We start from the raw sequence: 15,801 nt of genomic DNA, 5'->3' as shown, positions 1-15,801 counted from the left end.
TCTGGAAGAGCAGACTAGAACGGTGGACGCTTAGATATCCAGCACTTCCGTCGCGGCGAATTCGGCGCGTTCCTGGATGAAGCGGAAGCGCGCCTCGGGCTTGGTGCCCATCAGCGCATCGACCGTGTCCTTGGTCGCAGCCGCGGCATCGATCACGTCGACCCTGAGCAGCGTGCGCTTCCTCGGGTCCATGGTGGTTTCCTTGAGCTGCGAGGCCATCATCTCACCCAGGCCCTTGAAACGGCCGATCTCGACCTTGGCGCGGCCGGTGAACTCGGTGCGCAACAGCTCGTCCTTGTGCGCGTCGTCGCGGGCGTAGGCGACCTTGCCGCCTTGCCGGATCGAATAGAGCGGCGGCACCGCCAGATACAGGTGGCCGCCATTCACCAGGTTCGGCATTTCCTGGTAGAAGAAGGTGATCAGCAGCGAGGCGATGTGGGCGCCGTCGACGTCGGCGTCGGTCATGATGATCACGCGGTCGTAGCGCAAATCCTCGTCGCGATATTTCGAGCGCGTGCCGCAGCCGAGCGCCTGGATGAGATCAGAGATCTGCTGATTGGCGGCCAGCTTGTCGTTGCCGGCGCTGGCGACGTTGAGGATTTTGCCGCGCAGCGGCAGGACCGCCTGGCTGGCGCGGTCGCGCGCCTGCTTGGCCGAGCCGCCGGCCGAGTCGCCCTCGACGATGAACAGTTCAGCACCCGCCGCGGCATTCTGCGTGCAGTCGGCGAGCTTGCCGGGCAGGCGCAGCTTGCGCACCGCGCTCTTGCGCGACACTTCCTTTTCCTGGCGCCGGCGCACCCGCTCGTCGGCGCGGGCAATCACCCATTCCAGCAGCTTCGAGGCTTCCTGCGGATTGTCGGCCAGCCAGTGGTCGAAGGGATCGCGGATGGCGGTCTCGACGATGCGAATGGCCTCGATCGTCGCCAGCCGATCCTTGGTCTGGCCGACGAATTCCGGCTCGCGGATAAACACCGACAGCATGCCTGCCGCCGAGATCATGACGTCTTCGGAGGTGACGATCGAGGCGCGCTTGTTGCCGACGAGGTCGGCATAGGCGCGAAGCCCGCGCGTCAGCACATTGCGGAAGCCGGCCTCATGCGTGCCGCCTTCGCCGGTCGGGATGGTGTTGCAGTAGGAATTGATGAAGCCGTCGCCGCCGAACCAGGTCACCGCCCATTCGAGCGAACCGTGGCCGCCCTGCTTCTCGCTCTTGCCGGCGAAGATCTCCCGCGTCACCTGGAAATCGTCGCCGAGCGATGCCTTGAGGTAGTCCTTCAGGCCGCCGGGGAAATGGAACTCCGCCTTGGCCGGCGTCTGGTCCTTTTCCTTGATCAGCGACGGATCGCAGCTCCAGCGGATTTCGACACCGCCGAACAGATAGGCTTTCGAGCGCGTCATGCGATAGAGCCGCGCCGGCTCGAAGGCGGCGCCCTTGCCAAAGATCTGCTCGTCGGGATGGAAGCGGATCTTGGTGCCGCGTCGGTTGTGCACCTCGCCGAGCTGCTCCAGCCCGCTCACCGGAACGCCGCGCGAGAATCTTTGGCGGTAAAGCTGGCGCCCCCGCGCGACTTCGACCTCGAGATGGTCCGACAGCGCATTGACGACGGAGACCCCGACGCCGTGCAGGCCGCCGGAGGTCTCATAAACCTTGGAGTCGAATTTGCCGCCCGAATGCAGCGTCGTCATGATGACTTCGAGCGCCGGCTTCTTGAATTTCGGGTGCGGATCGACCGGGATGCCGCGGCCATTGTCGGTAACGGTCAGAAACCCGTCGGCCGAAAGCTCGACATCAATGAAGGTGGCGTGGCCGGCGACCGCCTCGTCCATCGAATTGTCGATGACCTCGGCGAACAGATGGTGCATCGCCTTGTCGTCGGTGCCGCCAATATACATGCCGGGCCGGCGCCGAACCGGCTCCAGCCCTTCCAGCACCTCGATGTCGGCGGCGCTATAGCCTTCGCTGCCATCCTTGGTCGCGGCAGGACGCTTTGTGGCCTGCACCAGCGGATCGGCCGGGCGCGCCGACGTCCGGGTTGGTTGCGGCTGCTTTTCCAGATTGCCGAAAAGATCGTTGTTGTCGTCCATGCCTGCCATAGAATCCGGTGCCGCGAATCACCCGCCGATACTGCCACGCTTTTCAGCGCCAAGCGACGGAAGTTCCTGTTACGTTCGGGGATTTAACCCCTTCTTATCCTAAAACCTTTCGATAACCAAGCCGGCGGAAATAGGTCCGCGCGGACGCTCCGGGATTCCTGAATCTTTAACAAAGCGGCCTAACGTGGGCCTCAACAAACAAAAGACCACATGCGTCAGGGGTTTAGTTGTGAGGGGCAAGGCCATAACGATGATCGGCATCGCCGCCGTTTTCGGCGCGATCTCGATCTTTGCCGCGGATTTCTGGGTCAAGAGCCAGGCCAAGGCAGATGCCGAGGAAAAGACGGCATCGATCCCGGCGCCCGTGACCCCAAAAGTTGAGTTCAAGACCATCGTCGTGGCCAACGCGCCGCTGCGTTACGGCATGGAACTCGACCGCGCGCAGCTCACCGAAATCCCGTGGTCGGAAGAGTCGGTGCCGCAGGGCGCCTTCACCACCATCAATTCCTTGCTCGCCGAAGGCAGCCGCGTGGTGTTGTCGCCGATCGAGATCAACGAACCGGTGCTGCTCAGCAAATTGTCCGGACCGAATGGCCGCGCGACGCTGTCCAACATGATGACGCCCGGCATGCGGGCGGTGACCATCCGCACCGACGAGATCGCCGGTGTCGGCGGCTTCGTGATGCCGGGCGACCGGGTCGACGTCGTGCTGACACGCGATGCAGGCGAAATCCAGGAAGTGGCCAAGAACGCGCAAGGCGCGGCCGGCTCCACAGTCACCTCCGAGATCGTCGTCTCCGACGCCAAGGTGCTGACCGTCGGGCAGGGCGCCGACCAGCGCCAGACCACGCCGCAGATCGCCAATTCCGTTACAATCGAGGTGACAACGGACGGTGCCCAGAAAGTGGCGCTCGCCCGCACCGTCGGCACCTTGTCGCTGTCGCTCCGCTCAGCCGCCGATGGTGGCACTGCCAAGGACGGCGTCACCACCATTTCATCCTTCGGCGGTTCGGTCGCGTCCGGCGTTCAGGCTGCGGCTGGCGCGCTGTTCACCGCCGCGACGAAGGAGCCTGAGAAGCCGAAATTCAAGACGATCATCGTGACGCGCGGCACGCAGGTCGAGGAATACCAGGTTCCTGCGCGGGACCAGCCATAACTGCCGGTGGGGACCGGGCGAGGGACGGGACAGATGTCGGGACTTCATGCATATCGGATGACGAAAGGGCTGCGCCCAATGCGGGCGCTTGCGATGGCGGCTTGCCTCGCCGCGGCCGCAATGCTCGGCCTCAGCGCGCCGGCCAAGGCCGACAATGACATCGTCTATGTGTCGTCGACCAAGAATGCGTCGATCAAGGTGGCCAAGGGCAAGCCGAAAACGATCATCACCAGTGCCGCCTTCTACCAGATCGTCATCGGCGATCCGGAGATCGCCAACGTCAACCCGCTGACCGACAAGTCCTTCTATGTGCTGGGCAACAATCTCGGCACCACCGGCGTTGCCCTGTTCGACGAGAACAAGCAGCTTGTCGGCACGGTCGACATCGAGGTGACCTTGGACACCGACCAGCTGGCCAGCACCATTCGCGCCAGCGTGCCGGATGCCAAGATCAAGGTCGGCTCGGCCAACGGCCGTGTCGTGCTGTCGGGCGAGGCCGATGACGCGGTCGCCGCCGAGAAGGCGAGCAAGATCGCCAGCCGCTTCTCCGGCAATGAGGAAGTGATCAATTCAGTCAACATCTCGTCCTCGCAGCAGGTTCAGCTCAACGTCCGCTTCGTCGAGATCAACCGCCAGGCCGGACAGGATCTCGGCGCCAAATACAGCGCCAATTTCGCTTACGGCCTTGGCGGGCGCGACGTCACCATCGAGCCGGGCACGGTGCCGGCGGCAGGCAATGGCGAGATCATCGGCCGGCTGCTGTCGAACGGCCTGTCGATCGACGTTGCCATCAAGGCGCTGGAGGAGCGCGGCCTTGCCAGGCGGCTGGCCGAGCCGAACCTGATCGCCCGGTCGGGCCAGACGGCAAGCTTCCTCGCCGGCGGCGAGTTCCCGATCCCGGTTTCCGAGGACAATGGCAAGATCTCCGTCAGCTACAAGAAATACGGCGTCAGCCTGGATTTCACGCCAACCGTGCTGAAGGACGGGCTGGTCAGCCTCGACATCGCGCCGGAAGTGTCCTCGATCGATGCCTCGGCCTCCTACAATATCGGTACGATCTCGGTGCCGGGCTTCATCGTGCGCCGCGCCAGGACGTCGGTCGACTTGAAGAACGGCCAGAGCTTCATGATCGCCGGCCTGCTGCAGTCGCAGAACGACATCACCACGTCGCGTCTTCCCGGCCTCGGCAAGCTGCCGGTGCTCGGCTCTCTGTTCTCGTCGAAATCCTATCAGCGGCGCGAGACTGACCTGGTGATCATCGTCACCCCCTATCTGGTCAAGCCGGTCGATCCGTCGAAGAAGTTGCTCGAGCCGACTGACGGCACGCAGCCGGCCAGCAATGTCGACTATTTCCTCAACAACACCGAAGAAGTGAAAGCGTCCGACGCCAACCGCGCCATGGCAATGGCCAGCGGCAGCACGGCCCAGTCGGCCCCGGTCACCACGGTCGGGCACTTCCTAGACCTGCCGAAGGATTGAAGCCATGCGCGTCGAACCATGCATTGCGCTGCTGCTCGCCGGCCTCGCCAGCGGCTGCACCAGCGACGACTATGTCCGCAGCGAGGGGACGACGACGGGCGCCGGCAACGCGCAGGCTGCCAATACGGCCATGCAGATGGTCGACCCCTGGAAATATGGCGTCCAGAACACCAGGCTGCTGGTGCCGGCGCAGCGCAGTGACGCCGCGGTGAACGCCGCCGATCAGGCGGCGGCCGCCAAGGCCGTGCAACCAACAGCGACAACCGATTGATTTGCCTGGTGATTTGACCGGGAATGACCTGACAGGCTGACAAATGGCAAGCGGCATCAAGACCAAGAAAATCCTGCTGGTGTCCAGCGACCGGACCTTTGTGCAGGATACGCGCATCGCGTTCGCGGCCTCGGAGGTGATCCAGCTTTCGACCGTGGAGAAGAACATTTCCGAACTGCGCGGCGAGGTCCAGGAAGCCGATTTCGGCGCGCTCATCGTCGACATGGATGCGGCAAAGCTGGAGGAGATCGAGTCGCTGCAGCGCATCATGCGCCGGCTCGAAGGCCGGGTTCCGGTCGTCGTCGTCACCCAGGAGTTCAACGCCGCCGCGGTCCGCATCCTGGTGCAGCTTCAGGTCGCCGACTTCCTGGTCAAGCCGATCACCACCGCCGATCTGGTGCGTTCGGTCGTGCGCGCGCTGCAAGGGCCGGGACGCGAGGAAAACACCGAGTCGCAGATCTACACCTTCATGCCGGCCGCCGGCGGCGTCGGCACCACGACGCTGGCGCTACAGACCGCCTTCCAGCTGCATCATTCGGTGACGCGCGGCGCGTCGACCTGCGTGGTCGACCTCAATTTTCAGCAGGGCGCCTGCGCCGAATATCTCGATCTCGAGCCGCGCTTCGACATCACCGAAATCGAGAACCAGCCCGAGCGCCTCGACCGGCAACTGCTCGACGTGATGCTGTCCAAGCATGCCAGCGGGCTCTGCGTGCTGGCGGCGCCGACGCGTCCGTCGGAAATGCGCTCGTTCAAGACCGATGTCGTGGTGCGCATGCTCGATCTCGTCTCGGCCTATTTCGACAATGTCGTCATCGACATGCCGCGGACCTGGTTTCCGTGGACGGAGACGGTTCTGCTTGGCTCCAACAAGCTCTACATCGTCGCCGAAATGACGGTGCCGTGCCTGCGCCACACACAGCGGCTGATCCAGGCGGTTTACGAGACGGCCGGCAAGGAGGTGAAGCCGAACGTCATCGTCAACCGTTTCGAGCAGAAGATGTTCGACAACGGCATCAAGCAGGCGGATGTCCAGGCAATCCTCGGCGAGCATTTCGTCGGCGGCATCGCCAACAATTATCGGCTTGTGCGCGAGGCGGTCGACCGCGGCGTGCCGCTGCACGAGATCGACCCGAACGCCAATGTCGTCAACGATCTGAAGAAGATCATCCTGCCGGAGGAAGCCGTCGCGACGCCGGAGAAATCACGCTCGCTGTTCGGCATCGGCAGGGGCCTCCTGAAGAGGAAAGCCGGATGACCAGTCGCTTCTCGACCTTGCAGAACCGTGACGTCCGTCCGCTGAAGCCGGCCGATGCGGGGCCGGTCGCACATCATGCGGTGGTCATTCCGACGATCCGCAAGGCGTTGCCGCCGAAACCGGATGCGACACCCGCCAAAAGCGCCAACAAGGTGCTCGACGCCCGCGTGCGCATTCACCGTATGCTGCTCGAGGAAATCAACCTTGTCGCGCTGGAGCGCCTGCCCAAGGAAGAGATGCGCCGGCAAGTGCAGGAATTCGTGTCGGAAAAGACCCGCCAGGAACGGATGGCGATCAACACCGTCGAGCTCGAGGCGCTGGTCGACGACATTGTCGACGAGATGGTCGGCCTCGGCCCGCTCGAGCCGCTGCTCAAAGACCCCGACATCAACGATATCCTGATCAACGGCCACCAGAACTGCTTCGTCGAAAAACGCGGCAAGCTGCAGCAGGTCCATATCCCGTTCAAGGATGAGGCGCATCTGTTGCGCATCATCAACAAGATCGTCGCCGCCGTCGGTCGTCGGGTCGATGAATCGCAGCCGATGGTCGACGCCCGTATGCTCGACGGCTCACGCTTCAACGCCGCCATCCGGCCGGTGGGCGTCGACGGGCCGCTGGTGTCGATCCGCAAGTTTTCCAAAAACAAGCTCGGCCTGCACAAGCTGGTCGAGTTCGGCGCCATCACCCAGAATATGGCCGAAGTGCTGGCCGCCGCCGTGCATGCCCGCAAGACCACCATCATCTCGGGCGGTACCGGCACCGGCAAGACGACGATGCTCAACGCATTGTCGGCCTTCATTCCGGAAGACGAGCGGCTGATCACCATCGAGGACGCGGCCGAACTGCAATTGCAGCAGCCGCATGTCGCCCGCATGGAAACGCGCCCGGCCAACATCGAAGGTCATGGCGAGCTGAAGCAGCGCGACCTGGTCAAGAATGCCCTGCGCATGCGCCCCGACCGCGTCATCCTCGGCGAGTGCCGCGGCGAGGAGGCCTTCGACATGCTGCAGGCGATGAACACCGGCCATGAAGGTTCGATGGCGACCATCCACGCCAACACGCCGCGCGACGCCATTTCACGCCTCGAGCAGATGCTGGGCATGACCGGCATGCCGATGACGGTGCAGTCGATCCGCAGCCAGATCGCCAGCGCGCTCGACCTTATCGTCCAGCTGACGCGCCTGTCCGACGGCAAGCGCAAGGTGACCAGCGTCGCCGAGGTGACCGGCATGGAAGGCGACGTCATCCAGATGCAGGAGATATTCCGCTTCGTGCGCACCGGCATGGAGGCCGACGGCACCATCCTCGGTCACTATGAGGCGACCGGCATTCGCCCGCGCTTTCTCGAGGATCTGCGCAATATGGGCATCGAATTCCCCGGCAGATATTTCGAACCCGGCCGGCCGCAGGAGTAGCGGCGTGTTCGAGAATTTCAGCCCGATCTATGTCGTCTATGCCGCGGCAGCGCTGACCGGCATCATGATCGCCGAAGGCTGCTATCTGCTTTATGCCGGCCGCAGCGATAAGCGGCTGGCGATCAACCGGCGCATGAAGCTGCAGGAAAGCAAGATCAGCCAGGAACAGGTGCTGATCCAGCTGCGCAAGGAGCGCGGCCTGGAAGCCGGCACGTCGCTGTTCTCGCCCGATCGTTTCCGCGCCTTGCGCACGCAGTCGGGCATGGTGATGCCTTTGCCGAGGTTCCTGACCATCACGACGGGCGTGGCGCTGGCGCTGATGCTCACCGTGCTCTGGTACGGCCTGCCGCTGCTGCTCGCCATCTTGTTGTTTGTGATGCTGGCAGCACTGCTGCCGGTGCTGGTGCTGCGTACCATGCGCAGCCGGCGGGTCAAGCGGTTCGGCGTGCAACTGCCGGAGGCGCTGGAACTGATCACGCGCGGCCTCAAGGCCGGGCATCCGGTTCCGGTGGCGATCTCCATGGTGTCGCGCGAGATGCCCGATCCGATCGGCAGCGAGTTCGGCGTTATCTCCGACGAGGTCACCTATGGGTCCGATCTGGTTTCGGCATTGAATTCACTGTTCGACCGGGTCGGCCAGGAGGATCTGCCGCTGTTCGTCACCGCGGTGTCGATCCAGACGAGTTCGGGCGGCAATCTGCGCGAGATCCTCGACGGGCTGTCGACGACGATCCGCGAACGCGGCAAGCTGCGCCGCAAGGTGCGCGCCATTTCGACCGAAGGCCGTATGTCGGCCTATATCCTGACGGCGGTGCCGGCGCTGCTCTTCACCGCCATCATGGTGTTGATGCCGCAATTCTATCAAAGCGTCTGGGATGTGCCGAAGACCTGGTATCTGCTGGGCGGTTCGGTGACATGGCTGATGCTGGGCAACATCATCATGTTCAAGATGTCGAACTTCCGGTTCTGACATGGAACAGGTGATCCAGTTCCTCGCCTCGCTGGCGCCGACGTCGATGATGCCGGTGGCTGCTTTGCTCCTGGCGGTGGGCGGTGGCGCGGTGGCGTGGCCGCTGGTGGTGGCCAAAGGCGACCGCAACGATCTCAAGCGCCGGCTCAAGGTCGATGACACGAAGGCTCCCGAGCAGGTCGAGGCGGCGCCGAAGAAAAGCCAGAGCGTCGTGCGCGAGAAGGCGGTGAAGCGGGCGCAGGAATTCTACGCCAAGAGCGATCCGGAAAATGTCGCCCGGCTGCGCATGAAACTGATCCAGGCGGGCTATATGGAGCCGCGCGCCGTCGGCACATTCTTCCTGATCCGCTTCGCCTGCCTCGTGGGCGCGGCGATCGGCGCGTTCCTGGTCAACCAGTGGATGGCGAGCGCCGATTCCACGGCGACCAGCCGCTGGACCTTCATCATCCTGTCGGGAGCCGCCGGCTATTTCGTGCCCGGCCTGGTGCTCAGCCAGAAGGTGCGGGAAAAGATGCGCGAATACCGCAACGGCTTTCCCGACTTCATGGATTTGATGATCGTCTGCTCAGATGCCGGCATGAGCATGGAAGCCGGCATCGAGCGCGTCTCGAAGGAACTGGCCAAGACCTATCCGTCGCTCAGCCAGAACCTGCAGCTGGTGTCGCTGGAACTGAGGGCTGGCCGCAGCCTCGACGATGCCTTGAAGGCGCTCGCCGATCGCCTCAGCCTGGACGAGGTGCGCTCCTTCGCCACGCTCCTGCAGCAGTCCAAGGAGCTCGGTACCAGCCTGGCCGGGGCGCTGCGCGTGTTCTCCGACGAAATGCGCCACAAGCGCATGTCGCTGGCGGAGGAAAAGGCACATGCCTTGCCGGCCAAGATGTCGGTGCCGGTGGTGGTATGCATCCTGCCGGTGGTGCTGATGATCGCCGTCATCCCGATCATCGTCAAAATGACTACCGCGCCGTAGATACGCCGGAGCCATCAGGCGACTTCCTGCGGTTACGCACTTCAATTAGCCCTGCCTGGATTTCGCGGGACCGGCCGGCGTGGCCGCTTCGGCAAAACCAGAGAATGAGTGATCAGCCAATGCGAATAGTCTTGTGCACCGTCTTCCTAAGCCTTGCCACGGCCGGCTTGTCGCCTGCGCAGGCTGCAGCCGGCGACTGCGGCGATGCTGCCACGCTGGTGCAGCAGGCCTATCCCAAGGCCCGAATGAGCGCCGACGGCGCCTCGTTCACACTTGAGCCCCACACCAGCATCTCCTTGACATCCCCACAATACGACTACGATACGCCAGGCCTGGTCTGCAAGATCTGGCCTGCCCATGACGATCTGCTGTTGGTTGCGGTGCCGCTGATCGACAGCGCCCAACCCAGCGACAGGCATGTCGGCGATGTGGAGATTCTGGTCGTCGACAGGAACAACCTGCAGGTGCGCCAGCGCCTGCTCCAGCCCGTGACCGACGATGCCATCGCCATCCGCAAGGTCGAATTCGATACCGGCCGCTATAGGCTGGCGCCCGAGATCACCGCCTTCGGCCTGAGCATCGACAGGGCAAACCATTCGCAGCCCAATCCCTTCAGAGAAACTGCCCTGCGGCTCTATGCCGTGGACGACGATGCCCTGCGATTGGTGCTCGACGGCCTGGTCGTGGCCGGCTTTGGCGGCGAAGGCGATGCCAGTTGCGCCGGATCCTTTCATTCCAGCCAGGTCAGCCTGGCGATGAGCCGGGCGAGCCATCACGGTTATCGCGACATCAGCGTGGTCGAGCGGACGGATACCGACGAACCCGCGATCGACAAGAATGGCGAGTGCCAGTCGCATCCCGGCAAATCGGTGACGCGGACCTACCGGCTGCGCTATGACGGCAGCCGCTATCCGGTTCCGGAGGCGCTCAAGGCGATGGAGCCCTGACAACGCGGCTGTTGCGGCCTGGTGGTTAATAGCTGGTGTGCCGGAAACCAAATTTTCAGCGCATTTCAGCACCGAAGCTTAATCGCTCTCCTGTACACATGATCCCAGAGAATGACCCGGTAAATCGGGCGATTGGGGCCAGGGCATGCGTCACAGAAGTTTCACGGCAATGGCCGCGCTAGCGGCCGTCTTGGCGGTCAGCGGTTGTACGACTGAGAACGTCGACAAGACCAAGACCACATCGATCCAACCGGCGGCAAAGGACGTCAGCACGTCCGACCTGGCGCAAGGCAAGGCGCAGTTCCGCGACGCCAACTACGGCCTTGCCGAACAGCATTTCCGCAAGGCTGTAGAGCTGAAGGCCGACAGTGCCGAGGGCTGGATGGGGCTGGCCGCGTCCTATGACGAGCTCGGCCGCTTCGACTTCGCCGACCGCGCCTACGACCAGTTGTTGAAGGTGGCCGGGCGCAAGCCGCAGATCGTCAACAATATGGGCTATTCGCAGCTGCTGCGCGGCAACAAGAAGAAGGCACGAGCCCTGTTGATGGAAGCAAGGGCCGGCATGGCTGACCCGACCGTTGTCAACGCCAATCTGGCGCTGCTCAACAAGGGTTGAAGCTTCGCAACCGTCGTTTGCGGTATCTGCCGCCATCTATCGACGGTTTGTAAACCCTGTCGGAAATTTGCACCGCAAGCCCGGCCAAAAACGGTATCTCGACGCGACTGCTCGCCTATGATGCGGTGCAACCGACGATCCCTGAAGGCTGTCGTTCACCCATGCTTGATTTCAGTTCGCTCCTGCTGGCAGCCGCGCTGTCAGGCACATGCCTGAGCATTACCATGTTTGCGATCTGGTTCACGGCGCCGCGCGCGCGCTTCGTGTTTACGGTGGCGTGCGGCATCCTGGTGCTTGTCGCCCATGTCATCGTCTTCTGGCGCTACACAAGGGAGCCCAATCCCTGGCTTTGCCAGGCAGCGCTGGTGCTGCTCAGCCTCGGTTTCCTTACCCTTTCGCTTTCGGCCATGCAGTATCTCGGCGTGCGCAATTACAGTCGCGCCGCCCTGCCGGCCCTGCTAGCGATGGCGATCTGCGCAGGCGTGACCTATCTCGGTTTCGACGGTGCCGGCTTCATCCTCACCTATGCGACGGTAACGGTGCTGCTCGCTTCGATCGGGGTGATGTTCTGGATCAAGGGCGGCGGTCATGATCGCGGCATTCTGCTGGTCGTCTCGGCGCTGAGCGGCGTTTGCGGGCTCTCCTTCGGGCTCTGCGGCGCGGTGCTTCTGGTCAAGGGCCAGTGGGTGCTCGGCGTCGCGCCCGACAATTGGGCCGAGCGGCTGAATTCCGTCGTCGCGGTCGCCTGCATGACGGCGCTCGGCGCGCTGACGCTGTCGCTGCACCATTTGCAGGCGCAGATCGAACTGAAGGCCGAGACCATGACCGACCCGCTGACCGGCCTGATGAACCGGCGGGCTTTGAACTCACTCTATGGCGAGCGCGTCTTCGGTCCGTTCATGTCGGTCGCCATGTTCGACCTCGATCATTTCAAGCGGACCAATGATGTCTATGGCCATCCGGTCGGCGACCGGGTGCTGTGCCGCTTCGCCGCGATCATCAAGAAGTATGACAGGGCCGGCGTCGACGCCTTCCGGCTGGGCGGCGAGGAATTCGCATTGGTCATGTCGCGGATGACCGAGGACAAAGCCTACGATCTCGCCAGCAAGATCGGCGTCGCTTTCGGTACGGAAGTGGTGCCGACGCCGCGCGGTCCGCTGCGCAGCAGCGTCAGCGGCGGCATCGGCTTTGGCGAGGAGGCCGGCAGCAGCCTCGACCACGTGCTGGCCGAGGCCGACAAGGCGCTCTACGMGGCCAAGAACGCAGGACGGAACCGCGTGCTTGTCCACGACCGCAAAAGCAAGGCCGACGGGCCGGCCTTGCGTTCTGCTTGATCCATTAGCTTTTCCGCAATTCCCAAGGGAAAGCGCTGCGCGCTTTTCCCGGGAAAACCGCGTCGCACTTTTCCTGGAATTGCTTGTAGCCTCTACTCGGCGGCGCCGAGATACTCCGACAGTGGCGGGCAGGAGCAGACGAGGTTGCGGTCGCCGGCGACATTGTCGATGCGCGACACCGGCGGCCAGTATTTGGCTGCTGTGTCGGCGTCGCCGGCGGGGTAGGCCGCTTCCAGCCGCGAATAGGGGTGGGTCCACTGGCCGGCAAGCGTTTCAGCCGCCGTGTGCGGTGCGTTGACCAGCGGGTTGTCCTCGAGCGGCCATTCGCCCTTCGCCACCTTTGCGGCCTCGCCAGCGATGGCGATCATCGCCTCGCAGAACCGGTCGAGCTCGCGCTTGGGCTCGGACTCGGTCGGCTCGACCATCAGCGTGCCGGCGACCGGGAACGACATTGTCGGCGCGTGGAAGCCGTAGTCGATCAGCCGCTTGGCGATATCGTCGACGCTGATGCCGGCGCTTTCCTTGAGCACGCGCGTGTCGAGGATGCATTCATGCGCGATGCGATCGTGCCTGCCCTTGTAGAGCAGCGGGAAGTGCGGCGCGAGCCGCGTCGCCACATAGTTGGCCGAGATGATGGCGGTCTCCGTCGCCTGCTTCAGGCCGGTGGCGCCCATCATGCGGATGTACATCCAGGTGATCGGCAGGATGGAGGCGCTGCCGAACGGTGCGGCCGACACGGCATGCGCCGAGCCTTCGGTGACGTGGCCCGGCAGATAGGGTTTCAGATGCGCCCTGACGCCGATCGGGCCGACGCCCGGACCGCCGCCGCCATGCGGAATGCAGAAGGTCTTGTGCAGGTTCATGTGGCAGACATCGGCGCCGATGTCGGCGGGCCGTGCCAGCGCGACCAGCGCATTGAGGTTGGCACCGTCGAAATAGACCTGGCCGCCATGCTCGTGGATAAGCGCGCAGAGGTGGCGCGCGCCTTCTTCGTAGACGCCGTGCGTCGAAGGATAGGTGAACATCAGTGCGGCAAGATTCTTCGAATGCTCGTTGGCCTTGGCCCGCATATCGTCCATGTCGATATTGCCATCCTCCAGGCAGCGCACGACGACGACGCTCATGCCGGCCATGGCCGCACTTGCCGGATTGGTGCCGTGCGCGGAGGAGGGGATCAGGCAGACGGTTCGATGGCCTTCACCGCGCGCACGGTGATAGGCGCGGATAGCGAGCAGGCCGGCATATTCGCCCTGGCTGCCAGCATTGGGCTGCAGGCTGACGGCGTCGAAGCCGGTAATCTCAGACAGCCAGCCCTCCAGTTCGCCGACCATGGCGCGATACCCCTGCGAATGGCTGGCCGGCGCGAAGGGATGCAGATTGGCGACGCTCGGCCAGCTCACCGGCATCATTTCGGCCGCCGCGTTGAGCTTCATGGTGCAGGAGCCCAGCGGGATCATGGTGCGGTCGAGCGCCAGATCCTTGTCGGCCAGCCGGCGCAGCAAGCGCATCATGTCGGTCTCGGAGTGGTTCTCGCGGAAGACCGGCTGGGTGAGGAATTCCTTGCCGCGCGGCTTGCCGGGCATCGCGCCTGTCTCGGCAGCACCAGGCTTGGCGCCGAACAGGGCGGCGATCGCCTCAAGATCAGCCTCGGTCGAGGTCTCGTCGAAGGCGATGCTGATGCGGTCGGCATCGATGACACGCAGCAACCGGCCATCCTTTTCAGCGGCAGCGTCGATCGAAGCTGCCTTGCCCTTCACCTCGGCCGTCACCGTGTCGAAGCGGCTTGAGCCGAGCACCGAAACGCCTGATGCCTTCAGGCCCACTGCGAGGCGGTTGGCGAGCTCATGGATGCGCGCAGCAATAGCCTGCAGTCCGGCGGGGCCATGCCAGATCGCATATGCCGTCGCCATGTTGGCGAGCAGCGCCTGCGCGGTGCAGATGTTGGAGGTCGCCTTGTCGCGGCGGATATGCTGTTCGCGTGTCTGCAGGGCGAGACGATAGCCTGGGCGGCCCTTGCTGTCGGTGGACTGGCCGACGAGGCGGCCAGGCATCAGCCGGGTCAATTTGTCGGAGACGGCGCAATAGGCGGCATGCGGGCCGCCAAAGCCCATCGGCACGCCAAAGCGCTGCATGGGACCTACGGCGATGTCGGCGCCGAGCTTGGCCGGCGCGTCAGTCAGCGTGAGCGCAAGCGGATCGGCGATAAAGACGACGACCGCGCCGGTAGCACGGGCCTTGTCGATCGCCGCCTTGTGGTCGCCATAGACGCCAAACGTGTCCGGCCAGGAGACGAGCAGGGCGGCGGTGTTGTCGTCGATGGTCTCGCCGTCGATCTCGATTCCGAGCGGCTCGGCGCGGGTGCGCACCACGTCCAGCGTCTGCGGGTGCGGTGTGCCGGCCAGCGCCACCTTGGTGCGCTTGTCGCGGTGATGGCGCAGCGCAATGCCGACCGCTTCGGCGACGGCAGTGGCTTCATCGAGCAGCGAGGCCGATGCCACCGGCAGGCCGGTCAATTCGGTGACCAGGGTCTGGAAGTTGAACAGCATTTCCAGGCGACCCTGGCTGATCTCGGCCTGGTAGGGCGTGTAGGCCGTATACCAGGCCGGGTTCTCGAACAGGTTGCGCTGGATGACCGGCGGCACGTGGACACCGTGATAGCCGGCGCCGATGAAGCTCTTCAGCACTGTGTTTTTTGCCATGGTCGCCGACAGTTCGGCCAGCGCCTCGGCTTCGCTCGCCGGTGCGGGCAGGGTCAGCGGCAGGTCGAGGCGGATCGACTGCGGCACGGCCTGGCTGATCAGCGTCTCGACCGAGGGGACGCCGATCACCGCAAGCATGGCTCTGACATCGTTGACATCAGGCCCGATATGGCGGGCCGAGAAGGGGATAAGTGCTGCGGTCATGGCAATAGTTCCTGATATCAACCGATATGGGCTTTGTAGGCGGCCTCATCCATGAGGCCGGCGAGCTGGCCTTCGTCGGCGAGCTTCATCTTCCACAGCCAGCCGTCGCCGGTCGCTGCCGAGTTGACCAGCGACGGGTCGGACGACAGCGTGCCGTTGGCGTCGGTGATCTCGCCATCGACCGGCGCATAGACGTCGGAGGCCGCCTTGACGGATTCGACGACCACGGCGGTATCGCCCTTGCTCAGCTTCGTGCCGATTTGCGGCAGTTCGACGAAGACGAGGTCGCCAAGCTGTTCCTGCGCATAGTCAGTGATCCCGACAGTGGCGATGCCGCCCTCGACGCTCAGCCATTCGTGATCTGCGGTGAAATAGGTTTTTGCCATCG

The 15,801-nt window shown here is 63.9% G+C and carries 13 protein-coding genes; 10 read left to right on the top strand and 3 right to left on the bottom strand.

The window, feature by feature from the left end:
* Positions 1-30 precede the first annotated feature (30 nt).
* Positions 31-2,085, bottom strand: a complete 2,055-nt coding sequence (parE, locus tag AC1DZ8_RS18855) for a DNA topoisomerase IV subunit B (RefSeq protein WP_477308368.1) — start codon at positions 2,083-2,085, stop codon at positions 31-33.
* Positions 2,086-2,344: 259 nt separating this feature from the next.
* Between parE and cpaB the strand changes: the two genes are divergently transcribed.
* The 10 genes from cpaB to AC1DZ8_RS18805 all read left to right on the top strand — a co-directional run bounded on the left by cpaB (position 2,345) and on the right by AC1DZ8_RS18805 (position 12,510).
* Entirely contained in the window at positions 2,345-3,250 is a 906-nt protein-coding gene (gene cpaB / locus AC1DZ8_RS18850) for a Flp pilus assembly protein CpaB (protein WP_477308370.1), read from the top strand.
* 78 nt (positions 3,251-3,328) lie between these two features.
* The gene (locus AC1DZ8_RS18845) at positions 3,329-4,729 is read left to right on the top strand and encodes a type II and III secretion system protein family protein (RefSeq protein WP_477308372.1); all 1,401 of its coding nucleotides are present in this window, start codon (positions 3,329-3,331) and stop codon (positions 4,727-4,729) included.
* A gap of 4 nt (positions 4,730-4,733) precedes the next feature.
* Positions 4,734-5,000, top strand: a complete 267-nt coding sequence (locus AC1DZ8_RS18840) for a hypothetical protein (protein WP_477401412.1) — start codon at positions 4,734-4,736, stop codon at positions 4,998-5,000.
* 43 nt (positions 5,001-5,043) lie between these two features.
* A complete protein-coding gene (locus AC1DZ8_RS18835) occupies positions 5,044-6,258 on the top strand; it encodes a CpaE/TadZ family protein (RefSeq protein WP_477308376.1) in 1,215 nt (404 codons plus the stop codon).
* Positions 6,255-7,676, top strand: a complete 1,422-nt coding sequence (locus AC1DZ8_RS18830; protein ID WP_477308378.1) for a CpaF family protein — start codon at positions 6,255-6,257, stop codon at positions 7,674-7,676. The genes AC1DZ8_RS18835 and AC1DZ8_RS18830 overlap by 4 nt, the downstream gene beginning before the upstream one ends.
* Before the next feature lie 4 nt (positions 7,677-7,680).
* The gene (locus tag AC1DZ8_RS18825) at positions 7,681-8,646 is read left to right on the top strand and encodes a type II secretion system F family protein (protein WP_477308380.1); all 966 of its coding nucleotides are present in this window, start codon (positions 7,681-7,683) and stop codon (positions 8,644-8,646) included.
* Between the two features lies 1 nt (position 8,647).
* Positions 8,648-9,613 carry a type II secretion system F family protein gene (locus tag AC1DZ8_RS18820; RefSeq protein WP_477401409.1) on the top strand — a complete coding sequence of 322 codons (966 nt, stop codon included), beginning with the start codon at positions 8,648-8,650 and terminating at the stop codon, positions 9,611-9,613.
* A 119-nt stretch (positions 9,614-9,732) separates the two neighbouring features.
* The gene (locus tag AC1DZ8_RS18815; protein ID WP_477308384.1) at positions 9,733-10,560 is read left to right on the top strand and encodes a PA3715 family protein; all 828 of its coding nucleotides are present in this window, start codon (positions 9,733-9,735) and stop codon (positions 10,558-10,560) included.
* Positions 10,561-10,729: 169 nt separating this feature from the next.
* Positions 10,730-11,176 (top strand): hypothetical protein, encoded by a 447-nt coding sequence (locus AC1DZ8_RS18810; protein WP_477308386.1) that lies wholly within the window; start codon positions 10,730-10,732, stop codon positions 11,174-11,176.
* 161 nt (positions 11,177-11,337) lie between these two features.
* On the top strand, positions 11,338-12,510 hold the full coding sequence (locus AC1DZ8_RS18805) for a GGDEF domain-containing protein (RefSeq protein WP_477401406.1): 1,173 nt from the start codon (positions 11,338-11,340) through the stop codon (positions 12,508-12,510).
* 92 nt (positions 12,511-12,602) lie between these two features.
* On the opposite strand, the gene gcvP is transcribed toward AC1DZ8_RS18805, so the two are convergent.
* Both gcvP and gcvH read right to left on the bottom strand, forming a co-directional pair.
* Positions 12,603-15,413 carry an aminomethyl-transferring glycine dehydrogenase gene (gene gcvP, locus AC1DZ8_RS18800; RefSeq protein WP_477308390.1) on the bottom strand — a complete coding sequence of 937 codons (2,811 nt, stop codon included), beginning with the start codon at positions 15,411-15,413 and terminating at the stop codon, positions 12,603-12,605.
* 17 nt (positions 15,414-15,430) lie between these two features.
* Positions 15,431-15,799, bottom strand: coding sequence for a glycine cleavage system protein GcvH (gcvH, locus tag AC1DZ8_RS18795; RefSeq protein ID WP_454574138.1), 369 nt, complete (start codon positions 15,797-15,799; stop codon positions 15,431-15,433).
* Positions 15,800-15,801 lie beyond the last annotated feature (2 nt).

It is taken from the genome of Mesorhizobium sp. P2_F7 (assembly GCF_056403695.1).
This window is presented reverse-complemented; position numbering and strand designations above follow the sequence as displayed.